The sequence below is a fragment of the Pelagicoccus sp. SDUM812003 genome (genome assembly GCF_031127815.1).
Lineage (GTDB): Bacteria > Verrucomicrobiota > Verrucomicrobiia > Opitutales > Opitutaceae > Pelagicoccus.
On record NZ_JARXHY010000004.1, the window covers coordinates 97,488 to 121,763 of the forward strand.

The window sequence follows — 24,276 nt, forward strand, 5'->3', positions numbered from 1 at the left end:
TTTCGGTTGCTAAAAACCGCCGTTTTGATTCCTGAAATGGCATGCCGATTTACGAGTTCTATTGCCCAGAAAACAACACGGTTTACTCCTTCCTAGCCAAGTCGCTTTCCTACGGAGAGAAGACGCCGCGCTGCCCAGCTGATCCGTCGTTCTCCATGCAAAAACGCGTTTCCGGATTCGCGTTTATCGGCAAGGCCAAGGATCCCGCCGATGCGGATCCGATGGACGACATGGACGATGCCAAGATGGAGCGCGTCATGGCGGAGCTGGAGAAGGACATGGCTGGCTTCGACGAGGACAATCCGGACCCGAAGCAGATGGCCCACCTGATGCGCAAGATGACCGATCTCACCGGAGAAAAGCTTCCTGGGGAAATGGAGGAGATGGTGCGACGTCTCGAAGCTGGCGAGGATCCGGAAGCATTGGAGGAGGAATACGGCGACGCCCTCGATGGCATGGACGAAGAGGGAGGATTCGGAGGCGAAGGTGAAGAAAAGGAAAGCGCCGCGGCCAAGATCCGCCGCTTGCGTCGCCGTCTGCTTGGCAACAAGCGCGATCCGAATCTGTATGACATGTCTGAATACTGCGACTGAAGCGGACGCAAAAAAAAAGCGACCGCCTCGAAGGGCGATCGCGTCTTGAGAGAGACGGTTGAGCGACGCCTAGAAACGGAAACCGAGGGTGGCTTGGACAGCGGTTTCGTCGGGATCCAAGACGCTGCCGTCGGGGAGCATGCTCGAGCTATAGCCGTATTCGGTCTGCTCAAGGCCGAGCTCGAGGTAGAGCTGATCGTTGAAGAAGTGCTTGCCGCTCAGAGTGTAGGTTTCGGGTTGGTTCCCTTCGTGGAACGATGCTCCGATGGAAACGCTGCTACGCTTGCTGAAGTAGTAGCTCATAGCCAGGTCTGCTGCGAATGTTTCGTCGTCTGAGTAGGGGTTCTTGGAGCCAATGTAGTTTATAGATGCACTCGCGCTCAGCCAGCGGTCGTTGCCGAGGTCCCAAAGTCGCTTGGAACCGATCGACGCCGTGTAGGTGTCGCTGAAGGAGGATTCGTTTAGACTGAGGGCGGTGCCAACCGTCCATGAGTCGGAAAGGTAGTACTCGTAGCCAATGCCGTAGGAGTAGACCGCTCGTTCGTCGGTGATGAGGTTGTAGTCGACAAGCTCGTACTCCCCTGTCCCGAAGCGCCTCCACCAGCTGAACTGGGGGAGTTGAACCTCGATGTCGACGTAGTTGAAGGCGGCGCTGAAGCTATGCGGGCTCGATGCATTGGCGTGCCTGTATCCGATGCCGAAAGACTTCCATTTGTTTTCGATCTCGATGGACGTGCTGGTGTTAATGCGGAAGGGGGATAATTGCAGCGTGCGCGAATCCTTTTGGTAGGAGAAGTCGAGCTCCAGCTCCGCTAGGCGATCGATGAACGGAATTTCCGCCAGCGGCGCGTTGGTGGCGCTATCCAGTGGAGCGAAGTAGCGCTTGGCGGACAGGTTGTAGCTGGGATCGCTGGCGTTTTCTTTGTCTTCGATACTCAAACTGGTCTCCCAGTCGTAGGCGAGCGACGATTGAGCCGCTAGCAGACAGGCGCCGCTTAGGGTGGCGAGTAACAAGGCTTTTGATGTCATTGAGCTGTATTTCCGTAGATATTGTGGTTTTGAACGAAAACCCCTTAAGAGTCAGTACGGATTCGACCCCCGTGTTTCGACTTTGTTCTTGATAGTTTTACGAATCTTGCCTTTAGCTGCTCGCATCATGGAAACCACGCCTATCAGTGTACCGTTCGCTGTAGCCCGCATCGCTTTGGGCGCGTGGTGGCGTGTCGTGCAGGTTCGACGATGGCGAAGCTGACCGCTTCTCCGCTTGTCTCTCGTTGAGCCTGATCTCCCGTTCCGGGGATCAGGTTTTTTTGTATCCAAACCTTCATACGCACGCTTCAAAGCCATGACACACTTTCTTTCTACGCTATCTTCCGTTTCCTTCTTCGGGCGCCCTTACGGGGAGCTCTTGAAATGCTTCGGGCTCGACGAGTCCGAACTCATAGGCAAATCCGTCCTGGAATGCCCGGCTGGACCGTCTTCGTTTGTCGCGGAGGCCAATCAGCGCGGCATTCGAGCCATCGGGATCGATCCGCTGTTCTATCGAAATCCCGAAGCGATCGCCACCTTGGCGTATTCAGATTTTCGATCGATGTTCGAGCGGGTGCGTCGGGCCAAGCAGCGCTTTTCGACCCGAACCTACGCCAGCGTCGAAGAGGCGGAAGCCACGCGGCTGGAGGGACTGCAGCGCTTCGTGAGAGACTACCGGCGCAACTATGGGACGGGATGCTACCGAGTGGGCTCTCTGCCAAAACTCGATTTTGATGACCGCAGCTTCGATGCAGTGCTGTGCGCTCACTTTCTGTTCATCTATTCTGATCAGTTCGACCGGGGATTCCACCTCGATGCGATGCGGGAACTTTGTCGTGTGGCCCGCGAGCAAGTTAGGATTCATCCCATCGTCGATGCGACGAACGGTCCGTATCCGCATCTCGATGACCTGTTGGAGCTCGTGGATCAACTTGGCTTCGACTCTTGTATCCACGAAGTGGATCACGAATTCTTCAAGGGCACGAATCGAACCCTCACCTTGCGACGACGCGCTTGATTCCCCGCAAGGGGCGTTTTATGGGGAGCTCATTCCAGAGCGTCTCCAAATTTGCGTCCGCGAATCTTTCCGTCGCTGGAAAGCAGGATCGCCACTGGCTGCGTTTGAGGAAAGTGCGAGCAGACGATCATGGCCACAACGGTGATCGGCACGCACAGGAACATGCCGGTCACTCCCCACAGGGCTCCCCACAAGCTGAGCGAGAACAGGATGACCAGGGGGCTCAAGTTGAGCGAGCTGCCCATGAGGCGCGGCTCGAGCATGTTGCCCACGAGAACCTGTGTGGCGGTGACGCCGCCGATGATTCCAATGATCGGTAGTGGGGAATCAAATACAAGAAGCGAGAGCAGAGAAGGGAAGATGGTGGCGAGGATGGATCCGATGGTGGGAATGAAGTTGAGGAAGAAGATCATCGTCCCGAAAAAGGCGGCGAAATCCAATCCGATGGCGGCCATGATGCCGTAGCTGACGACTCCGGTGATGGCGCTGGTGAGGGTCTTTATACCGATGTAGGTACGGATGTCGGACGCGATCTCGTCGATGATTTCGAAAACGTCTTCCGAGCTTAGGCTTCCGGTGGACATGCCGCGTATCTTCGGCCCGAAGCTTCGCTGTTCCAGAAAAAGGAAGATCACGTAGATGCTGATGATGCTGGCGTTGCCCGCTATGGAGGCGAGCGAGGTGGCCACGCGGGACAGCAGGTTGCTGAAGTTGAACTGGGAAACGAACTCCCGCAGGCTGGGCGGCTCCTCGATGGGCAGCCAGTCGATGATCTTGTCGATCATGGGCTGCAGCCGTTCCTGGTAGGTCGGAGCCACGGCGATGACTTCGCTGACGTTTTGCGTGATGAAGTTGAAAAGAGCTCCGAGGGCGGCGATGATGATGAGCGTCGAGGCGATGTAGCGAAGCGAGATAGGCAGGGTTTTCCCTTTGATGCGGACGCGGGTGATGGCCGTCGAGAGCACGTTGATCAGGTACCAGATGAAGACCGCGAGCACGAAGGGGATGATCAGTTCCTTGCCGATGTGAAGGATGTAGAAAATGATTACGGTGGTGGAGAGCGCGAGGAAGGCTCGGAGGAGAGGATTCATTTTTGAAGGGATGTTCGTGGCTGCGGGTTAGCATGAAAACCGCCTTCGCGAAGGCCAGAATTTCCCGCAAAGGGAGGGCATAGAAATTTGAAACCAGCTGGAGGACCCATTCGTAGTAGTTGGTGAGGACAGGAGGAAACGGGGAAGAAAATTTCGGAAACGAGAAACACTCTTTTTCACAACGGGTCACATTCGAGTATAGCAGTTGTTCGTTCTACCATGTGATCCAAGTGGTCAGAACACTTTTTCTGGTGTGGATTTGAGGAACCCAGAAAAACTAGAGGAGGGCCCGGGCGGATGGGGATTCGCCCGGGTTTCCTTTTGCACCGTTTTCCCGAGCTCGTCCGGCGGATCGCTCGCTCGCCAAGCGTTGGCGGCTGATCATCTGAACTTGATCTTAGGACCTTTGCTTGGCTGAATCTGCCTCCTTATGCCGACCGCGTATTCCGATCTCGTTAAGCCAGAACTGCTTTCCCAGCCAATCTATCAGCCGGGCAAGCCCATCGAAGACGTGGCCCGCGAGCTCGGACTCGATCCGAACAGCATCATCAAGCTCGCGTCCAACGAAAATCCCCTCGGCGCTTCGCCAAAGGCCATCGAAGCGGCGAAGTCTGCTCTGGACGATGTGGAGCTGTATCCAGACGGTGGATGCTTCGAGCTGAAGCGCTCCTTGTCGGAAACCCTTGGCCTGGAGCCGGAGCAGTTCATCGTGGGCAATGGCTCCAACGAGGTGCTGGAGCTGCTTGGCCATGCCTTTATCGGACCCGGGGACGAAGCGGTCATGGGCAAAGGGGCGTTCATCGTCTACAAGCTGGTCACGCTGCTATTTGGAGGCACGCCGGTTGAAGTGCCGATGTCGGATTTCACCCATGACTTGAATGCCATGGCCTCAGCGGTGACGGAACGCACCAAGATCGTTTTCCTGCCCAGTCCCGACAATCCCAGCGGAACCGCGAACACGGCCGAGGACATTCGCGCCTTCGCCCTCGGCCTTCCGGAACACGTTCTTTTCGTGCTCGACGAGGCGTATGCGGAGTACTTGGAAAACGGACCGGATTTGCGGGACCTCATCGCGGCTGGGCGAAAGATCTTTTGCACGCGAACCTTTTCAAAAATCTACGGATTGGCTGGCCTGCGCATCGGCTACGGGTATGGCTCCGCGGAGCTGGTCTCATTGCTCAACCGGGCCAGAGAGCCCTTCAATGTGAACGCCATCGCCCAGGCGGCAGCCATCGCGGCCTTGCAGGATCGCGAGTTCGTGGGCGACTGTCGAGCCGCCAACGAGATTGGGCGCCTGCAGTTGGAAGCCGGTTTCGCTAAGCTCGGCTGCTCCTTCATTCGCAGCTTCGCGAACTTCGTCACGGTCAAGGTGGGGGACGGCATGGGCTGCTTTCAGCGTCTGCAGGAGATGGGGGTGATCGTGCGACCGCTCGCCCCTTATGGAATGCCGGAGTGGGTGCGCATCACGATCGGCCTGCCGGAGCAGAACGAGCGGGCCTTGAGCGCTTTGAATTCGTTCTTGAACTCCTAGGCCGGTAGCCAGCATGTTAGCGCTTCGCGAATGACGATCTAGCCCGCTCGGCGCGGTTTAGGCTCGGTTCGCAGCGGTCAATTCCAACAGTGTACGAATACTCAGCTTTCGAACTCACGGCTTTCGGCATCGGAGCCGCCGTGCTTCTGCTCCTCAACGCGGCATTCGTTGCCGCGGAATTTAGCTTGGTGAAACTGCGTTTCACCCGCTTCAGCACCAGCAAGATGAAGCGGGCCGCCCAAAGCGAGCGCATCGCCGCTTTGCTCGAGGACATGAGCTCCAGCATCAAGCTGCTGCGCCTGGGCATATCCTTGTGCTCGATTGGCTGCGCCTTGCTGCTGCTGCCGCTCGCCTACACGCTGACCACTCATTTCGGTTGGGCCATTGGCTGGGAGCTTCGTTTCTCCATCATGATTGGCCTGGTGGTCTCCGTCGGAGCCCACTTCGTTCTCGGCGAACTCGTGCCGCGAGCCTTGGCTCTGCAGTATCCGGTACAGTCCATTCGCGTGGCCCTGCCTCTGGTGATCATCTTTCGCTTCGTGGTGCGTCCCGTTTCGGCCGTTTTGAATGGCGTGTCCAGTCTGATTCTGAGGGCGCTGAGGCTCGATCCCAGCATGGACTTCAATTTGCTCTACGTGCAGGCCCAGATCCGATCCATCGTGGATGAGGGCATCGAGCTGCCGGCTTTCGCGGAAAGCATCGTCAGCAACGCTCTGGAGCTGGGGAAACGCGTGGCTCACGATATAATGATCCCGCGCAACCAGCTGCAGTACATCGACTTGGAAGATACCATCGACGAAAATCTGGAGCTGGCCCGCAAGACCGGCCATACGCGTTTCCCCCTTTGCGAAGGAGATCTGGATCACTGCGTCGGCATCATTCACGTGAAGGACGTCTTCCGCAGCGGGAAAAATGGCGGCCAGATCGACTGGCGTCGGTTGATGCGGCCTATGCTGCGCTTTTCCATGGACGAACCGCTCGAACGCGTGCTGCAGCGTTTTCTGAAAACCCGCAAGCATTTCGGCCTCTTGACCGACGAGTTCGGAGGCACCGTGGGGGCGGTCACCTTGGAGGATGTGCTGGAGGAGCTGGTCGGAGAGATCCAGGACGAGTTCGACCGCGAGGAGGCTCTCGTCAGCGAGATCGAAGGCGGGGTCTACCTCGTCGACGGACTGACGCCGCTGCACGACCTGTCCGAGGAAATCGGAGTGGACCTGCAGGCGGACGAGGTGTCGACCTTTGGCGGCTACCTGACCTACGAGCTTGGCCGCATGCCCGCTATGGGCGAGGAGCTGCGCATCAAGGGGCTGGAAATCGTGATCACGGCGGTCGATGAACGCCGGGTATTGAGCGCCCAGTTGCGCGTGGTGAAGGACAAGGAAGAGGAGGAGACGGAGTCTCCGGCGGAAAGCTGAGCCGCTGCCGCCTCAGCGAAACGACGCCCGGCGCAGGCGATCGTTTATGGCAAGTCCGAGCCCGAGCTCCGGGGCCTCTTCGGCGACGATTTGGCGAAAACCGAGCTCGTCTAGCTCACGCAGCTTGGCGTAGAGATGGGCCGCGATGTCGGATAGTTTTCCGCTTTCACTCAGCCAGAAGACGTTCGCTCCCACTGCTTGGGATGGCTTGGAGATGAGCAAAGCCGCCTGATCATCGGCCAGGGCGTCGAGGTCCTGCGGAGAAAGCCCGCCGCGTAGCTCGAGAGGAGTACGGGGGCTGTAGTGCTTGGGCAGGGCCCCGGGGGCGAGGTGCTGCACGCTCTCGTCCGCATCGTCGCTCGGCTCGGGCTTGTCGATGGAGCGCCCCAGTTCGATTTCAATGTCTTCCACCGGCAAGGCTCCGTAGCGAAGCACTCGGGGCAGCGATTCGTCGCGCAGATCCACAATGGTCGACTCGACGCCGAAGGCGCACGGACCGCCGTCGAGGATGAAGCTGATGCGCGAGCCCAAGCTGGCCTCCACGTGCTGGGCGGTGGTGGGGCTGATGTAGGCGAACGGGTTGGCGCTCGGAGCGGCGATGGGAAAGTCGCATTGCTCCACCAGGCGATGGAAGTCAGGGTGCGCGGAGCAGCGAACGGCCACCGAGCCGAGTCCGGCGGTGACGATGTCGGGCACCTTGGCCTTTTTGGGGAGGACATAGGTCAGCGGGCCGGGCCAAAACCGTTTCGCCAGGCGACGAGCGAGGGGATTGACCTCGCAGATGTCATCGAGGGCGTCGATGCCTGATACGTGGCAGATCAACGGATCGTTGGTCGGGCGCTGCTTGACCTCGAAGATCTTGGCGCAAGCCTCTGGATCGAGGGCGTTGGCCGCCAGACCGTAGACCGTTTCGGTGGGGACGCCAACAAGGCCGCCAAAAAGCAAAAACTTGCGCAGTTCACGCAAGTTTTCCTCGTTAGGTTGGAGAATTTTAGCCATGGCCGAAGGGAAGCGGGCCAACCTGGTCCCGCGGGGAGTTGCCGTGATGAACGGGCAACTACATCATCAGACGCAGATTGCGGGCGCGCTTGATGGCCTTCTTGATCTTGCGTTGCTGCTTGGCGTTGATGCGGTTGACCTTGGAAGGAAGGATTTTACCGGTTTCAGTCACGTAGCGTGCAAGGATATGAGCGTGGTGAAAGTCCAGCTCTTGTGGCGTGAGGCTCTGTGATTTTGCTTCTGTGCTCATAATGGAACGGCGAAACCTAGAGTCGGAAGGTCCCGTGTCAATAGCGGAAAGAGGTAAAATCCAACGGATTCGATTTTGGGCGAAGCAAATCCTTTACACTCCGGATCGCATTAGCCAGAAAACAGGCACGCTGCCGGTTCCGCCGGCCAGTCCAACGCTGGGGTCATAGTTCAACGGATAGAACAAGGGTTTCCTAAACCTTAGATCTGGGTTCGATTCCCGGTGGCCCTACCATGATAATCAACGACTTAAGTTTGGTTGAGGGCTTTTCTCGCCAGCTATTTGCCAAACGGGATTGCCTTCTATAATAGAGCGGTATCAAATCGCATATGGCTGAATCAGGTACCGGCTTTCTAGAAAAATGGGAGTATCCGAAGAAGTCGGGCATCTTCATTAGGCCCGTCATCTATTCGAAGGTCTACAAGGGTAAGGATACCCTCTACACGAGTTATCAGGTAGAGGTGCCAGCTGACGTCACGGGAACCGTTCGAAAGAGAAAACGCTGCAAGGACAAGGCCAAGGCAGAGGACTACGCCGCGAAGGAGCATCGAGGTTCTCGGAAGAATGGAGAGGTCTATTTCAATGCTACGGAGAGCGAGAGGCTAGAGTTTGGAATCTGCCTGCCGAAGCTTCGCAAGAAAGGGATCAGCCTGAAGGAGGCCGTTGATTTCGCCCTCGTTCACCTGAGGCCTGAGGGTGGCGATAAAACCCTCAAGGAGGTTGTTGATGAATTGAACGCCTCAAGGAAGAAGCGTTTCGAGAGAGGGAATCTGCGAAAGACCTCCTATGACGATTTCGCATGGAAGTCTAACCGACTTGCCGATTCTTTCCCAGACCTGCCTATCAATAGGCTTACCAAGGAGAATATCGTTGATTGGATCGAAGACGTTGGAGGTTCTCCTCGGACCAACAAGAACTTTCTTACCGCCGTCGCGCAACTCCTCAAGTACGCTGTTCAGAGTCGGTACATCGTAGTTTCGCCGGTTGATTACATGACTGACGAAGAGAGAAAAGCCCTTTGCGCCGACAACGATGACGATAAGGAACCCTCTATCCTCAGCATCTCTGAAGCTGAGAGGCTATTGAACGCCGCGGTAGAACATCCGGAACTCAACATGCTGGGATCCGTTGTGTTGGGGCTGTTCTGCGGTATCCGAACTTCCGAGCTGAAACTTCTGACTTGGACAAGCGTTCGTGATGACGAACCGAACCCTTATGTCACGATCGCCTCCTCAATCGCGAAGAAGCGCCGAATCCGAAACGTTGATATCCCTAAGAACGCCCTCGAGTGGCTTAGCCTTTGTGACCGGCAGCACGATAGGGTCGCATACTCTCCGATAAATGACGACTTTCACAGGCGTTTCCGTACCCTGCGGATACACGCGGGATTCGGAAAAAGCGTCGAAGGTAGATGGAAGTCGACCTGGGGAAACAACGCGATGCGACATAGCTTTGGAACGTACCATTTCGCTAAGCATGGTGACTCAATGGAGACGTCTCGCCTGATGGGCCACAAGGGTAACGATGAGGTTCTGTTCTCCAATTATCGAGCGCTTGCGAAGAGAGAAGACGGCGTAAGGTTCTTCCAAATTAAACCCTCTCCCACTCAAGCCAAGGTAGTGAGCTTCGCCTGATGGATAACGAAGACAAAGAGCTCTTGCGGTCGATCTCGATCAGCATGTTGAGAATTGAGAACGCATTGGATGCGATCCTTATGATGATGGCTTCAAAGTCCCAAGAAGACTCTTACGTGAAGATTTCTCAAAAGGGTTACTCTTCGTTTTGCGGGCATCTGAAAGCCGCGTCTTTCGCTAGAGGTTTTCAAATGGCTGAAGAGCAGGAGCTCTTGCTTCAAGAGTACGAAAGGCTCCCGGAAAAAGTGGATATGACCGGTGACTTTTGGGATGGTGCTGACAGGGAGCCCAATGAGGAACGCACGTTCGGCGATTTTGTGAAACAGCTATCCGTCAAATATGGGTTTCCGAAGGGTAATCGAAACCTGAATACAAAGGTTCGCAAAATCATATTGGAAGCAAGTCTAAGTGGAGAACTGAAGACGACTGGTCAAATAGTGAAGTATCTGAAAACTGAAGGATTTCGAGAGGCTAACCGAGTGATTCTAGACCGGTATTCCGCGAATCTTATTTATATGCATTTTTATAAGTCCGGAGCCCTTGACAAAGGAATTTCATGACCGCTTTCGAATACACCGGCTTGGGGGATCCGCAGCTTTCGATCTGGCCAAGAAATGAACTTGGAAGTTTCGGTTTGAGGGGCTGGTTGATCGAGTTTCTTTCGGTTTGGTGGAGTCCGGAGACCAGCTGGTTACGAAAATTGGCTACTAGCGAATCATTATATTGTCTGCCTATGAAAAAACCAAAGGCAGATGTGAAAAATGGTTCCTGTTGTGATTCCAAGTGCGGGGGGATTTGTAGCTTCCTCAAAGGTATCCTTGGTCGACTGGACAGGCTAATCTACACCCTCGAGTGCCTTCTACAGTTTAAGGACTATATGACGCATTCCGCCGCCGCAAAATATGTCTGCCTTAGTGAGCGCCAGCTTCACGAGTACAAGGATGCTGAGAAGATTTCTTTTGCGCGGCTTGGTCGGAAGATTGTCTACCGTAAGAAGGATTTGGATACATTTATAAATGAAAGACTCAACCGATCTGAATAGCGTTAGGGAGACAGTTGCGAAAGACGAAGCTGGTAGTGAAACGGTTTTGAAGTCGCGCAAACTGAGAAAAAGCCCAGCTGCTAGGAAAGCTGAGACATGGAGGTCAAAGGCTCGACTCGATCAACTGACTGAAGAGATGTCTCGTTTCGTAGGAGATAGTCCTGGGGCAAAGGGGCATGCTTACAGTGAGGAGTATATTAAAACCGTTCTTGATGTTGCCAAAGCATCGACTGACTTTCTCAACAAGCTTGAACTCAGTGACCCTGAAGCTCTAAACGCAGCTATTGAGCTGGAGTCTGAATGGCCGGTTGTATTATCTGTCTTTGATCCGCCTAAGAGCCCTATCAAGTTGGAGTCAGGCAAGGAGGCATCTTTCCCGGACGGATTGCTTTCTAGGCTCAAGAGGAACGATATTGGAGGAAAAAAAAAGGATCATCCCTTAACCAAGTTCATCAACAATTTGGACTTGAGCAAAATACTATCTAAGAGCGATTCCCCCGATGTCGGAGGTAAAAAATGGAGAAGCATATCGGATGGGCTTTGGGCGGAGATTCAGGCCTTGCCAGAGCTTCCGAAGAGCAAAGACGCCAAGGATTATGCGAGGGTGTTCACTCGATATGTTTTTGAGGTGATGCCGAATTTTCATGAGTCTGATCATCCGTTGAAGAAGGCTGCTGAGAATAAAGCTAAAAAGGCACTCGCTGATGATCTTAAAAAAAAGAGCGATCGCTTGGATGAGCGAGAGAGGCAGGCTGAATTTTCCGATAACCCAGAGAAGGAGAGATTTCGAGTCGCCAATAAAAGGACAGAGATCGAATCAAGTTCGACAGTCCCTGGAAAGAATCACTGGAGGAGAGGCTTGGAAGCCCTAATCTATGGTCACATCAAACCCAAATTGAAGCCGTAGCACTGTTATTTTCTTGGATTCTTGCCGAGCTGGCTAAGTTTTTTGGGGAGTGAATCCACTCCTCCAAAAACGATTGGTCCGTTTCTAGGGAGCGGAATGCACCTAGTTTGTTCACCTCATTTCGTGCTATTTAGTGGTGTATGGCACGAAACACCGACACAAACAAACAATTGCCCAAAGGGCCTCTATTCGAACAGGACATTAGATCCAATCCACCTGCGAACCTATCTGTTGTAGAGTTCGCCCGCTACATCGGAATATGCGAGAAATCTGCTCGTGAAGCAATCGCTCGGCACGATGTAAGACATGCCCGCATTGGTCGCCGCATCATCATCCGCAAAATCGATGCAGATGCCTACCTTGAATCTCTCGTTTGTGTTTAGTCATGAACTACGAGATCAAATTGCTGCCGGCCTTCTTAGGTTTGAGTGGCTCAAGAGTCGGATCGACTGGAATGCGCCGCCTCAGGCGTTTTGCGTTCTCGATCGATGGAAGTCACTACCTCGGACTCGAAGTGGACCTAGGCTTCGCTGTCCGCTTGAAAAAGTAAAGAGCCCGCAGCTAGACGCCTAGCGTGCGGACTCGGAAAGTTTGTGCGACTTTCCGTATGCAAAGCGTTTGGCGTTTGGTGTCAAGGAGTACCCAAATGAACGTATTTAAAAGGTGGTTACGAAATTGCCGCTCTTTCATCACTGAGCGGAAACCTGCAAAGCCAAGGAGCGATGCAAGAAAGCCAGAGAGTACCAGCGATTCTGATTGGCAGATGCTGCTTGAAGCTAACGAGCGTCTTCTGAAGCGAAGAGCGGAGATCCAGGCGAAGCGAGAGAGGGAGGTGAAAGCTCATGCTGAGTGGCTGAAGCGACCGAACTCAAATTGCTACCCTATCCAAGAGCGAAAGGTAAACCCGATCAAGCAACGCGCCGGAGTTGGCCCGAAGCGCATGGGAAGGATGTCGGAAGATGGCTGGTGATTGGATAAAGATTGAGCATGCGACTTCGGACAAGCCCGAGGTATTCGAGATGGCAGGTATTCTGAACATCGATCCGGATGCCGTAGTTGGGAAGCTGTTACGGGTGTGGGTCTGGTTCGATCAACACACTGAAGAAGGTAACGCTCCGGTAACGGTCTCGGCGTTACTAGATCGTTTGTCTGGCGTGAACGGTTTCGTTAGCGCGATGGCCAAGGTCGGATGGATCGAAACTGACAGCGAAAGAGTCCGTTTGCCTCACTTCGATCGTCACAATGGGCAAACTGCTAAGCGACGGGCACTTAACGCAAGAAGAGTGGCCAAGCATAAGCAAAAAGGTAACGCGAACGGTAACGTTGCCAGCGTTACTTCTGCGTTACCTAGAGAAGAGAAGAGAAGAGAAGATAAAGAGAGAGGTGCGAAAACGAACAATCGGACCTCAAGTAGATCGAATGATAGCCCACAAAAGGCGAACAAGGCGCGTCCTAATTCGCAGGATGAAGTAGAGTCGTTCTGCGAAGACAATGGTCTCAAGCGGTCAGATGGTGAGTACATGTTCAATCATTGGGAGGGGAACGGGTATCGGAACAATGGCGTTCCCATCAAGTGCTGGAAATCTGTAATCCGCAGTTGGAGGACGGGAGGCTTTTTCCCAAGCCAGAAGGCCAACGGAGCTGCTCCGCGACTGACTTTCAATGAGGAGGCCGAGCAGCGAAAGCGAGAACGTGAGAAACTAGAACTCACTAGCGAATTCGAGAAAGCGGGGCCTAGACGATGAGCGAGAGTGGAAACAAGGTGCTTCGCTGGCTTGGCGCTGAGCAGTCCGATGTCGCTGAAACTCAAGTGCTGCGAATGGTCGTCTCACACCCTGACGGTCATGCCAATTTCGAGACTCTACATACGCTCGGGATCAGGCGCGAACATTTCGCCAACCCACACGCGAGGGTCGTATTTGAAGCCGCTCGCAGGGTTCATGAGGAAAAGAGAGTCGTATCTCTGGAAACGGTTTTCGCCGCGGCTGGAGCAATGGACAGCAAGGAGCTATGCGATTGGATGCTGGATTTGATGGATGGCGATTCCCCTTCTTCAGAGTACCTTGATTCAGTCGCAGCTCATCTGATCGACCTGAGAAGCCAAAGACGCGTCAAGGAGATCCAGTCGAAGATTGACGAAGCGAACGAGTCAGAGGCGACCTGGGAGGAAAAGAAGTGCAAGCTCGCGGAGTTGAACCATGAACTCTCGGTTTTGACGAAACCCGCGGTAGAAAGGAAGCAGGACCCTTTCGAGATGATCGGTGAGGAATTCGAGGCCCGGGATAAAGGCGAGAAGCCCAAAGATTCCAAGCCGATCTACACTGGAATGTCCGAGTTCGACAAATGGCTGAGGCCGATCGATCTAAGCACAGCGGATTACTACACGATCATTTTCGGCGTAAGCGGAAATGGTAAGAGCTCGATTGGACATCAGATGTTTGGCGAGTCATTGAGGCGTGGATACAGGTGCGCCGCTTTCCTTGGAGAGGTCACGGCTGATCAGATGATCAAGGCCATGGCTTCGCAAGTCGCCCGGCTGGATTTGCTTAACTATGAAATGGAGCTGAAACCGAGGCAGGATCGATTCAAGCGTAACCTGAAGGGGTTGAAGGATCTTTGGCAGGAAAGGATGTTCATCTATGACGACAATTTCGTCATCGAAGAGATTGTCAGAAGGTGCCGCTCTATCGCGAAGAACGTTGGTAAGCTGGATATGGTGCTGGTCGACCATTTGCACCAATTAAAGACCCTTCAGAAATTCCCGGACGAGCGCGTTCGCTACAACTACATGTCCAGCCTCTTCAAGCCTCTAGCCATGGAGCTGAGATGTCCTGTTATCGTCATAGCGCAGCCAAGTCGCGGACTGAAAAGCGAGAACAGGAAACCGAGAGTCAGTGATTTGAAGGAGACGGGCAATCTGGAGGACGATGCTGATCGCATATGGGGAATCTACATTCCCGAAAAGGACAGCAACGGGGTTGAGCAATTCGAATCGCTGGATCCGGAAGGGATTATCTACCAGCTCAAATTCAAGAAGGGCCACCAAGGATCGGCTCGCGTCAAGTTTCATAAGCGATTCACGCTTTTCGAAGACTGGAAACAGGAGCGGCAAGAGGAAGGGAGGCTATTGTGATGTATTGGGAAAATGGATTCGATGAATCTCCGTTGAGCTCTCTTTGGAAGCCCATAGACGTGAACGATTCAGAGATTTCGATTGTATCGACCTGCCTGGTCGATCCCCGCTTCGCGAAGCAGGTCCTGATCGATGAGAATATTAACGAATCCTGTTTTGAGAGCCGTGATGCTAGAATAGCCGCCACAGCAATTCGCAGTCTTCACGCCTCTGGTTTGGAGGTTTGCTATCAGTCATTCTTCGACCAGATGGAACGACAGGGTGTGAAAATTGAAGAAGCTTCCGAAATTCTGACGGAATTGATGGCGGTCGGAGATGAGTACACTGAAGAGGGATGCTTCGAGATATCGCTTGTGCGAGGGTTGAAGCATTTGAGACTGCGTAAGAGCATTGTGGATACGAATAAGCCTGATGTGACGGGTGAGAAGAAATAACTAAAAAAGGATTTATACCATGTCAAAAACGAGAGAGCAGAATGGTCAGCCCGCCGAATCCGAGAGCGAGGATTCTTTGGTCGGGTATCTTGAAAAACGTAATAAGAACCGGTTTGGAGGTATCCCGGTAGAGAAAGGGCAGTTGTATCCCCTCAAGAAATACATCGATCGAAAAGAAGAAGAGAAGTTCGATCCAGATACTTACCTCGCAAAGAAGTCGGGATTCGATCCCTCACAGCCATTCACGATCGAAAAAGAATCTCAACCCTTCGACCCCTTCGCCCAGGGATTGGCGATAGAGGACCGCTCATCGAATACCGGATTCGATCCCGACGCCTACCTTTCCAGCAAGAAGCCTGAGACCGGCACCTTCGAAGGGCTAGCCGGTTCGCTCAACCGCGGAGCCCTGCAGGCCGAGGAGGGCTTGAGAGCCGCCGCCATCGAGTCTGACCTAGGCAGCTTCAGAGGCGACGACATCCCCCGACTGACCGCCGAACGCGAGCAGCTAGAGGCGATCGATCAGGCCCCGCTATCATGGGAGGACCGCTTCCGCCAGAAGGTGGAGCTCGCTAGAGCTAAGACCCTCGAGAACGCCGCCATCCGAGGGCAGGAGCGAGCGGGCCGGAACATCGACACCCAGGCCAGCCGCATCGCCGAGATACAGGACCTCAAGGCCAAGACCGCCATGACGCAGGCCTATCGCGACTACGTCGAGGGAGAGGACTGGTTCGCCGCCTTCAAGCGGAACCCGATCGAGGTTTCCGCCAACCTGATGCTAGAGAGTCTTGTGGGCTCTTCGCCGACCCTTGCCGCCACCATCCCCGCCTCGCTGGCCGGTCCTGTAGGCACCGCGGCCGCAGCCGGCATAGGAGGAGGCATGCAGGAACGCTCCGCTCTGATGCTGGAGCTCCTGCAGAAGGACTATCAGGTCGATCTTTCAGACCCGCAGCAGCTCAAGGACGCCTTCACCAACCCCGAGATCATGGCCGACGTGACCAGCCGAGCCAGCCAGGGCGGGGCCATCGTGGGAGCCGCCGAAGGCCTCAGCGGAGGCGTAGCGGGCAAACTGGTGCCGGGAGCCGGTTCGGGAGTGAAACGACTCGTGGGAGGCGTCGCAGCCGATCAGGCCGCCCAAGCCGCCATCGAGGGCGGAGGAGAGGCCACCAAGCAGCTTGTCGTCAACGACGAGATCGACGGCAGGGAGGTCTTTTCCGAAGTGGTAGGAGGCAGAGCCGCCGATTCGGTCGAAACCGCCCTCAACGTGTCGCAGAGAGTGCCAGACGAGCGCAGACGCGCCAAGATCGAACAGCTCAGGCAGGAGAACGACCAGCGGATCGGAGAGAAGCCGAGCGCCGTTCGCGACAACGCGCCGCGAGAGCTGGAATTCGTCGACGGCAGCAAAGGAACCTTCACGCCAGCCGATCCCGACGCGGACCCCTTCGAATCCAGTCTATCGCCCGAGGCCAGGCAGCGCGTCGACGAGGACAGGAAGCTCAGAAACGAGAAGCGACTCGTTCAGGAGTACGGACTTTCCCCGGAGGAGCTGGAACGCACGACCGAGGACGCGAAGGCCCGCTACCTCTCGATGACGCCCGAGGAGGTGAAGATAGAGCGCGACCTGCAGGCGAAGCGCGTCGAGGAGAACCGCCAGGCGGAACAGGCCAGACTAGAGGCCCAGATCGAGCAGGACCGACGCCGCAAGCTCGAGCAGAAGGAACGGATCCGACAGGAAAGAGCGGAGATCAAACGACTCGAATCCGAGGGCGTGAACGCCGACGGGCAGCTCGACTACGAGCTTCTCGACGACGACCGGCTTTCCACCCTGGCCAATCAGGACGACGAGCAGGCCCAGCGCGAGATCATGCGACGCGAGGACGAACGCGCCTACAACCGCGAGCCCGGAGACGAGATCCAAAGACGAGTCGCCAAGGCGGGCAAGCTGCTATCCCCTCGCAAGGCTCAGGAGCTTTTCAACGATCCGCTGGTAGGCGAGCTGCAGCGACTGCAGAAGGCCCGCCCCGGACTCTTCAGCGACTCAGGCCGACCGCTCGGAACGATGCTCGACATCCTCAAGAACGACGACGGATTCACCCAGCTATCGGACGAGATCGGACTCATCGACGCCCTGGAGGAAAGCATCGGAGGCCGCGAGATGTTCCCAGACGCCAGCGACGACGTTCCGTTCTCCGCAAGCCCGCAAGGCGACCCGATGCCCGACCTTCAGCGAGCCGCCCGTCAGTTCGCCAGCGAGGGAGGCAGCCAGATCCAGTTTCAAGAAGCTCAAGCCCAGGGGAATGATCAAGCAGCAGTCGCCAACGAAGCGAGGAGATTAGGGCTTGAGCTTCGCTTCTTCCGAAGGACCGACGGACAGAGAAGCCCAGTAAACGGCTTCTACGACCCGCAGTCGGGCCGCGTTTGGATAGAGCAGGGAGCCAACCGCGAGACCGCCTATCAGGCCATCCTCGACCACGAATGGACCCACGCCCTGGAGCGAACCGATCCGGAATCGTATCGCCGCCTCGTCGACTACTTCCAGCAGTCCGCCCCGAAGGCCTCCGAAGCCGCCTGGCTGCAGTATCGGGAGGACGCCCGCCGCGGAGGAGCCCCGGCCAGCAAAAGCCTGAGAGAGAGCGAGGGAACGGCCAAGCTCGCGGAGTTGGTGAGCTCGTCGGCCAGAGGCTTCAAGGACGACGCCTATTGGACCGATTTGGCGATTTCTCAACCGACCCTAATAGATCGCATCATCGACGCCGTGAATCGCGTTCTGAAGCGCGTAAGCAATCGCGTTCAGGACAAGCGGATCAACTCCGAGCTAGCGAAGGCGACACTGGCTTTCCGCAGGACGCTTGAGAGGGCGAAGGCCAATGCCGCAGAACGTAGCCAGAATGCGAATACGGGTGATGTTCAGTTCGCCGCAGCCTACCACGGAAGCCCGCACCGCTTCGACAGATTCACGACGGCGAAGATCGGTACCGGAGAAGGTATGCAGTCTTATGGATGGGGGATGTATTTCGCAGGGAATAAAGAAGTTGCCGAGTACTACAAAAAAGCTCTCACCGAAGGCAGGGGACTAAGAGCTAGAGACGTCGCCGCCAGATTGCTCGAATCGCTTCCTGATACCATGAGCCTTCAAGAAAAGGAGCAGTCTGTTATCGAAGAGCTTGAGAGACGCCGCGACAGATCGACCAACCCAGAGTTTATCGAACGAATGAACTCCGCTATCGAGGCTACCCGTAACGGACTTACGGGAGCGTTCTACACAGTCGATCTCAAGCCATCAGAAGACGAGTATTTGCTTTGGGATAAGCAAATGACCGAACAGAGTGACAAGGTTAGAGAAGCCCTTTCAATAGACACTGATACGTTTTCCGTCGAGCCGGATGGAAGGCAATGGAAGGTTGTCAACGACCGTACTGGGGAAATTGTATCCAAAGGTTGGAACAATAAGAACACAGCGAACCGCATGGCTTCGATGGGAGTATCTCAAAAAGGCGAAGCCTATTATGCGACACTAGCTGCTAAGCTTGGCAACGAGCAGAGATTAGGAATAAACCGAGCCAAAGAAGCTGCATCCAAGTATCTCAGGTCTTTAGGAATTCGCGGCATCAAATTTCTCGATCAGGGAAGCCGCCAAGATGGCGAAGGCTCCTACAACTACGTCATCTTCGACGATGCGGACGTAGAGATAACCGACATCCGCTTTTCCCGTTCCTCCGACCGTATTCAAGAACTGAGGACACGGCTAGACGACCTGACCCGCCAGATAGAGGAGCTCGAGGCCAAGGGCGACGCGATGACCTACCGCGACACCGCCAAGCTCCGAAATCTGCTAGGCCAACGCTCCGAGGCGCGAGTCGAGCTGATAGACGCCGAACGCTTCAACGACACCGACGAGACGACCGACGCGCCTACCAACGAGCAGGAGACGATCGACCTCATCACCGACCCGGCGATCATCCGCACCGGAACCGCCACGCTCGAGAAGGAGCCAAGCGGCAAGTCGATCCTGAAGGACATCTACAAGGTCGCCTGGAAGGGATGGAGACGCTTCACCGAGCTGAACGAGGATCCGAAATGGCAGCGCTTCAAGGAGCAGATCGCCGATCTGGAACGTTCGGGCGAGATCATCCGCGAGGAGGTGAATCGAAATATCGAATACATCCTCGATCCGGTCAACCGAGGCCGCGAGGACGTGGGAGCGGATCTGCAGAAGGACTACCAGATCATCAGCAAACGGCTTCAGCAGGCCATGAACGCGGGCAAGTCCACCGCCGACCTTCAGAAGAAGGTTACGGACGCCTACAACCGCATGATCGAGGCCCCGTATCGGCTCTTCCGCCAGCTTGTGATCTTCCAGGACCTCAAGGTCCGCGCCGCCATGGTCAACCCCACCACCGGCAAGCCGCTCGCCCTGCCTAACAAGCTCACCCCGGAGCAGGTGGAGAAGCAGCTCGCGGCATTGGTGAAGAAGCTCAGAAACCACAAGGACCGGGCCAACGTTCAGGAGGCCATGCGACGCCACTACGACGCCATGGAGAAGGACCGCCAGCTTCTCGAGTCGTTCGGCTACGAGATCCCGCCTGACCAGAACAATCCCTACTACTATCCGCACAAGGTCATCGAGTACGAGATGAGCCGACTTCCCCAGCCGAAGTTTCTCAGCGACAAGCCGTTTCGCGGCTACCTGCAGGAGCTCACCGGCAGCGATAAGGACATCGACAGCGACTACCTTCAGGCGGTCTACTCCCACATGTACGAGGTGCGCCTGCACAATCAGCAGCAGCGGACCTTCGAGGAGGGCGTGAAGCCCTACGACATCGCCGACAAGGTGCTCAAGCAGGCGCAGGAGCGGGAGGACCGCGAGGCCGCGATGCAGAAGCGGAAGGCGCGCAAGTTCAACCGCAACATGATCCGCGAGGAGAACCTGCCCGAGGGCTACGTGAAGCACGCCCTGGACATCAACACGCCCATGCGGCTCGCCGACGTGATCGACCGCGAGGCTTTAGCCAAGGAGCTAGGGGTTCAGATCAGCAGCGAGCAGCCTCTGATGCGACAGCTCTTCCAGATGGGCGTAGACGCGAAGCTCACCCCGGAAATGCTCAGCCGCGCTCTTGTGGCCAGTCCGAAGCGTATCGTCGTGATCCCCAAGGAGCTCAGCCAGCAGATCAGGACCATGATCAGACAGCAGGACGCCCCGGAAAGCTTCGTCGGAAGGACCGCCAAGTCCTTCAACAGGTTCTGGAAGTTCACCAAGCTCTTTCTCCCCTGGAACTATATCCGCTACGAGTACGGCAACACTCTGACCGACCTCGAGAAGCTGCTCAGCGGAGACCCGCGCGTCTATCAGTTGCTAGGCCAAGCCCATCGCGAGGTTGTCGAATTCATGAAGACCGGAAAGGGAGGCGTCAACGTGCGTCAGGCCTTCAGGAACGGAGTCTTCGATACCGTCACCCAGCAGGAGATCGAGGCTCTGCCCAAGCTGAAGGCCTTCGAGAACTTCACCCCGTCGGGCGAACAATGGAAGGGGCAGCTCGAGGACCTCTGGAAGGGGACGGCCAAGATCAGCCGATATCGCGAGGCCCTCTTCCGCTACGCCAAGTTCCTGAGCGCCGTCGAGGCCTACGAGAACGGAGCCTATCCGAAGTACCAAGGCGCCTACTCGAAGGAGGTTGAGGCCATGACCGACACCTATCAGGGAGCCGGGGACGCCATGTATCGCAAGGCCGGAAAGATCAGCCGCGAGACCTTCGGCGACTACGGGGCGATAGGCTACAACGGAAACCAGCTACGCCAGCACATGATCCCGTTCTACTCGTGGATCGAGATCAACTTCCGCTACCATCGGAACATCCTCAGAAACTACCGCGATCTGATGCAGAACGGGCGTTTCGAGGACGCCAAGGGGGTAAGATACCATGGGGCCGCGATGGCCGCAGGATTCGCCGCTCGGCTTCTTCTGCCCTATCTGGCAATCCAGATGTGGAACAACTCCGACGAGCGCGAGGAGCTGGAGAAGACGCTCAGCGAGCACGACCGCCGACGCCTTCATATCGTTCTCGGAAAGGACGACGAGGGGAAGACCATCGTGGTCTACGCCCCGACCGCTCTCGGCGACATCGCCGAATGGTTCGGAGGCAACGACATGGCCCGCATCGCCGGCGAGATGTACCGCGGCGAGATCGATTTCGCCCAGGGGCTTGAAAGCTGGATGAAGGGCAGACCGGGAGATCTCGGAAACAAGGTGCTCCAATCAGTCGGTCCTGTATTGAAAATCCCATACACGTACCTGTCCAAGCAGTACTCGTTTCCGGATGCGTTTGATCAGCGATCGATTCCCGAGTATGAGATTCTTCCGGTCATCATCGGTCAGGCTTCTGATCAGTTCGCCGTGGACTTGATTCGCCGCATTGTTGATGAGGACTATTACCCGATCAAGGATCTGGGAGACTGGGCTCAGCAGCTCATTCTTCAGCGTCGCAAGCGCGATCCTGAGCAATGGGCCTACTACTCGATTAGGGACAAAGCCAACGACTTCATGTCGAAGCATGGGAAGTCGTTCGACCCCGGAGTCAACAACAGCGAAGACGCCCAGCTTCTGCGATCGTTTCGCAAGGCGATCTACGATGGGGACGTTCGCCTCGCTTCAAAGTTCTACCTGCAGCTTCTCGACCACGGCTACACCTACGAGAGGTTTCAAGCGAGTTTGAGATCGCAGAATCCTCTGTCTTTTGTGCCGAAGCGTGATGGGCTCAGACGCAAGTTCGTCGAAGACCTCACGCCATGGGAAAGGGAACAACTTGATTTGGCTTTTGCCTACTACGCGAAGATAGGCGACGCCCGCGGAAGCGAGAGGTTTCTTTTCCCTTCGAACAGAAAGCTCCAGAGCAGATCAGCGTTCGAACCAGAGCTGGATAGACTGCGGAAAGTAGTCGACCAGCAGCTAGAAAACGACCGAGAGGCGCTAGCGAAGCGGCTTCTGAAACAGTCTCTATAATTCATGACCAACAGAACGAAGGATAACATCGGCCCCCTGTATTTTATGCCAGCACCTAAAGGAAACGAATATTTGAAGCTTCGGAAGAGCAACGGTACCAAGCCGAAGTTTGATGACCCCGAAGAATTTTGGGATAAATGCTGCGAGTATTTCGAATGGGTTGAGGCGAATCCGATCATCGAGAAGCGGTCCATCAAGGTTCGAGACGTGTCAACGGAAGTGGAAGTCAACCTCGTCCGCCCGATGTCGCTTGCCGGCCTGCTTGAGCATATCGGATTGGATGAAGATGGTTTTGAACGGATAGGAAAGATCGACGGATATGCCTACTTCTTCGAGAGAGCAAAGTCCGTTATCTATGTTCAGACATTCGAGGCCGCTGCCGCGGGGCTGATTTCGCCAGAAGATGTGGCCTGGGAAATGTCAAAGGGCGACGAGTATGGCGCAGCGAAAAGCCCAAAGGAGGGAGAGCATGTCGGCTCCTAGAGGAAACGAGTTCTGGAAGTCTCGCAGCAAACACGGGAGAAATTTTCTCTTCGCGACCCCCGAGAAGCTGTGGAATGCGGCTTGCGAGTTCTTCGAGTGGTGCGACGACAACCCGTGGCTGAAGAAGGATTTCAAGGGCAAGGACTGTAAGGAGGTAGATCTGCCTACCCAAAGACCTTACACGCTCTCTGGGCTATGCTTCTATCTGCATTGTTCCGAATCCTATTTCAGGCAGTTCAAAAGCGAGCAGACAGGGAAGGATCATTCTGAAGGTTTTCTGACGGTCATTGAGGATATCGAGGCAGTGATTTACACCCAGAAGTTCGAGGGAGCCGTGGTAGGCGCGTTCAATGCGAATATCATCGCGAGAGAGCTAGGTCTAGCGGACAACCAGAACATCAAGCACGACGTCAGCGAGGAGCTCGCCACGCGACTAGCCAACGCCCGCAAGCGGCTTTCTAAACCAGAGGAGACCGACTCCCTATGAAACCAAGTGTCGACGCTTGAACTTGGTTTCGTATCAATCCCGTCTTTGGAGTGCCCAAGAAGAGCAAAAAGGACTTAATCAGGCTGATCGATTGGCCCAGTGACGAAAAGCTTCAAGCGATGCTCGAGGAGGAAGTCCCAAGCTCAATCGCTCGGAGAATTAGCGTAAAAACGAAAGACCTGCTAGCCTATTGCAGGAAATGCCGGATTCGAGTGCCTGAAGAGGAGTACTACTTCAAGCTCGATAGGCTGCTCGCTTCTTCTGCTGATAGGAGGATTGTCAGAAAGCCCAGAAAGACGCTTCAATGGCCTTTGCCTGCTCCATCTATTGCAGACTGGCAGGAGGATCTCATAGAGCTTTCAAGGTACTGTAAGGCAGGGGATGTCTACCGGGTCGAAGATTGGATATCCTTGGGATTGCCCATCCAGTACTTCAGGCGCGATGAGGAACTCGTCCGCGAGCTTCGTAAGTCTCCCCTTGTTTATGCGCTTGAGTCAGGCCACTATTCAGTCTGCGAGCTGCTCCTGTTGAACGGATTCGACCCGATGGCAGATGAGACATTTCACGCGAACAGACTGTTCGAATCCAGGCGACACGATCTGATCCACCTTCTATTGGATTTCGGTTGGTGGGACGACGATCTGGAGGCTGGCGAGGTTCTTTCGACGTACAACAAGAAGCTGGCTCTCCGACTGTTCTCGATGGGGTGGAATCCTTGTCGAGAAAACCAGCTAGCAGAGTCTCTGAATTGGACGCGAAACTACGCTCCCATCGCTGGGATCGTGAAGGAGCTAGTGAAATTGGATCCCGAGCGAATCCGGCCGCAACTCGACATGGCGTTGGCTGGGGAGATCAGGGATCGGAACCTATCCAAAGCCAGGAGCTTGCTTCACATGGGAGCTCGCAAGAAGTGGAAGGCGGTCGAGATTGAACAGCAGGGTTTTCGTCGAGGCCATCCGCTTTGGGAAGCCATCCACACAGGGAGGGCGAAGTTCTGGAATCTATTCGAGTTAGACTACTCGGATGTCGATCCGGTTTACTTGCTGAAGTTCGCTCTTTCGGAAGGGAATGATGAGGTCTTCGATAGCATGGTAGCTGGTTTCCGGCGCTATGGACAGCTTGACGACATGACCGATCAAGCAGTCCGATTCGAAGTGGAACGAGCCCTGGCCGACTAGTTTATTCCGAACTTGGCGGACGCGCTAGATTTAGGCTCTAGCGCAGTTTCGCTAGGCG

The 24,276-nt window shown here is 55.5% G+C and carries 19 protein-coding genes and 1 tRNA gene; 16 read left to right on the forward strand and 4 right to left on the reverse strand.

Features of this window, described 5'->3' with window-relative positions; genetic code table 11:
* The first annotated feature begins 41 nt into the window (after positions 1-41).
* Positions 42-593 (forward strand): hypothetical protein, encoded by a 552-nt coding sequence (locus QEH54_RS07075; RefSeq protein ID WP_309017949.1) that lies wholly within the window; start codon positions 42-44, stop codon positions 591-593.
* Positions 594-662: 69 nt separating this feature from the next.
* Here QEH54_RS07075 and QEH54_RS07080 read toward each other — a convergent pair whose 3' ends face one another.
* The gene (locus tag QEH54_RS07080) at positions 663-1,622 is read right to left on the reverse strand and encodes a putative porin (protein ID WP_309017950.1); all 960 of its coding nucleotides are present in this window, start codon (positions 1,620-1,622) and stop codon (positions 663-665) included.
* Between the two features lie 316 nt (positions 1,623-1,938).
* Between QEH54_RS07080 and QEH54_RS07085 the strand changes: the two genes are divergently transcribed.
* On the forward strand, positions 1,939-2,640 hold the full coding sequence (locus tag QEH54_RS07085) for a hypothetical protein (RefSeq protein WP_309017951.1): 702 nt from the start codon (positions 1,939-1,941) through the stop codon (positions 2,638-2,640).
* 29 nt (positions 2,641-2,669) lie between these two features.
* On the opposite strand, the gene QEH54_RS07090 is transcribed toward QEH54_RS07085, so the two are convergent.
* A complete protein-coding gene (locus tag QEH54_RS07090; protein WP_309017952.1) occupies positions 2,670-3,731 on the reverse strand; it encodes an AI-2E family transporter in 1,062 nt (353 codons plus the stop codon).
* A gap of 430 nt (positions 3,732-4,161) precedes the next feature.
* Between QEH54_RS07090 and hisC the strand changes: the two genes are divergently transcribed.
* Positions 4,162-5,262: a histidinol-phosphate transaminase gene (gene hisC / locus QEH54_RS07095; RefSeq protein ID WP_309017953.1), complete on the forward strand. Its 1,101-nt coding sequence runs from the start codon at positions 4,162-4,164 to the stop codon at positions 5,260-5,262.
* An 89-nt stretch (positions 5,263-5,351) separates the two neighbouring features.
* Entirely contained in the window at positions 5,352-6,677 is a 1,326-nt protein-coding gene (locus QEH54_RS07100; RefSeq protein ID WP_309017954.1) for a hemolysin family protein, read from the forward strand.
* A 12-nt stretch (positions 6,678-6,689) separates the two neighbouring features.
* Here QEH54_RS07100 and QEH54_RS07105 read toward each other — a convergent pair whose 3' ends face one another.
* A complete protein-coding gene (locus tag QEH54_RS07105) occupies positions 6,690-7,676 on the reverse strand; it encodes an L-threonylcarbamoyladenylate synthase (protein WP_309017955.1) in 987 nt (328 codons plus the stop codon).
* Positions 7,677-7,734: 58 nt separating this feature from the next.
* Complete coding sequence (rpsR, locus tag QEH54_RS07110; RefSeq protein ID WP_309017956.1) at positions 7,735-7,926, reverse strand: 30S ribosomal protein S18; 192 nt, start codon at positions 7,924-7,926, stop codon at positions 7,735-7,737.
* 159 nt (positions 7,927-8,085) lie between these two features.
* Between rpsR and QEH54_RS07115 the strand changes: the two genes are divergently transcribed.
* The 12 genes from QEH54_RS07115 (at position 8,086) to QEH54_RS07170 (ending at position 24,218) form a co-directional block, all read left to right on the forward strand.
* A tRNA-Arg gene (locus tag QEH54_RS07115) sits at positions 8,086-8,160 on the forward strand.
* A 95-nt stretch (positions 8,161-8,255) separates the two neighbouring features.
* On the forward strand, positions 8,256-9,560 hold the full coding sequence (locus QEH54_RS07120) for a tyrosine-type recombinase/integrase (protein ID WP_309017957.1): 1,305 nt from the start codon (positions 8,256-8,258) through the stop codon (positions 9,558-9,560).
* Positions 9,560-10,120 carry a hypothetical protein gene (locus QEH54_RS07125; RefSeq protein WP_309017958.1) on the forward strand — a complete coding sequence of 187 codons (561 nt, stop codon included), beginning with the start codon at positions 9,560-9,562 and terminating at the stop codon, positions 10,118-10,120. The genes QEH54_RS07120 and QEH54_RS07125 overlap by 1 nt, the downstream gene beginning before the upstream one ends.
* A complete protein-coding gene (locus QEH54_RS07130; RefSeq protein ID WP_309017959.1) occupies positions 10,117-10,602 on the forward strand; it encodes a helix-turn-helix domain-containing protein in 486 nt (161 codons plus the stop codon). The genes QEH54_RS07125 and QEH54_RS07130 overlap by 4 nt, the downstream gene beginning before the upstream one ends.
* Positions 10,577-11,509, forward strand: a complete 933-nt coding sequence (locus tag QEH54_RS07135; protein ID WP_309017960.1) for a hypothetical protein — start codon at positions 10,577-10,579, stop codon at positions 11,507-11,509. The genes QEH54_RS07130 and QEH54_RS07135 overlap by 26 nt, the downstream gene beginning before the upstream one ends.
* Before the next feature lie 959 nt (positions 11,510-12,468).
* Entirely contained in the window at positions 12,469-13,254 is a 786-nt protein-coding gene (locus QEH54_RS07140) for a hypothetical protein (RefSeq protein ID WP_309017961.1), read from the forward strand.
* Positions 13,251-14,642, forward strand: coding sequence for a DnaB-like helicase C-terminal domain-containing protein (locus tag QEH54_RS07145; RefSeq protein WP_309017962.1), 1,392 nt, complete (start codon positions 13,251-13,253; stop codon positions 14,640-14,642). Before QEH54_RS07140 ends, QEH54_RS07145 begins: the two co-directional genes overlap by 4 nt.
* Before the next feature lie 59 nt (positions 14,643-14,701).
* Positions 14,702-15,076 (forward strand): hypothetical protein, encoded by a 375-nt coding sequence (locus QEH54_RS07150; protein ID WP_309017963.1) that lies wholly within the window; start codon positions 14,702-14,704, stop codon positions 15,074-15,076.
* Positions 15,077-15,095: 19 nt separating this feature from the next.
* Complete coding sequence (locus QEH54_RS07155) at positions 15,096-22,070, forward strand: hypothetical protein (RefSeq protein WP_309017964.1); 6,975 nt, start codon at positions 15,096-15,098, stop codon at positions 22,068-22,070.
* Between the two features lie 3 nt (positions 22,071-22,073).
* Positions 22,074-22,553 (forward strand): terminase small subunit, encoded by a 480-nt coding sequence (locus tag QEH54_RS07160; protein ID WP_309017965.1) that lies wholly within the window; start codon positions 22,074-22,076, stop codon positions 22,551-22,553.
* Positions 22,540-23,040, forward strand: coding sequence for a DNA-packaging protein (locus QEH54_RS07165; protein WP_309017966.1), 501 nt, complete (start codon positions 22,540-22,542; stop codon positions 23,038-23,040). Before QEH54_RS07160 ends, QEH54_RS07165 begins: the two co-directional genes overlap by 14 nt.
* A gap of 545 nt (positions 23,041-23,585) precedes the next feature.
* The gene (locus QEH54_RS07170; RefSeq protein ID WP_309017967.1) at positions 23,586-24,218 is read left to right on the forward strand and encodes a hypothetical protein; all 633 of its coding nucleotides are present in this window, start codon (positions 23,586-23,588) and stop codon (positions 24,216-24,218) included.
* Positions 24,219-24,276: the final 58 nt, after the last annotated feature.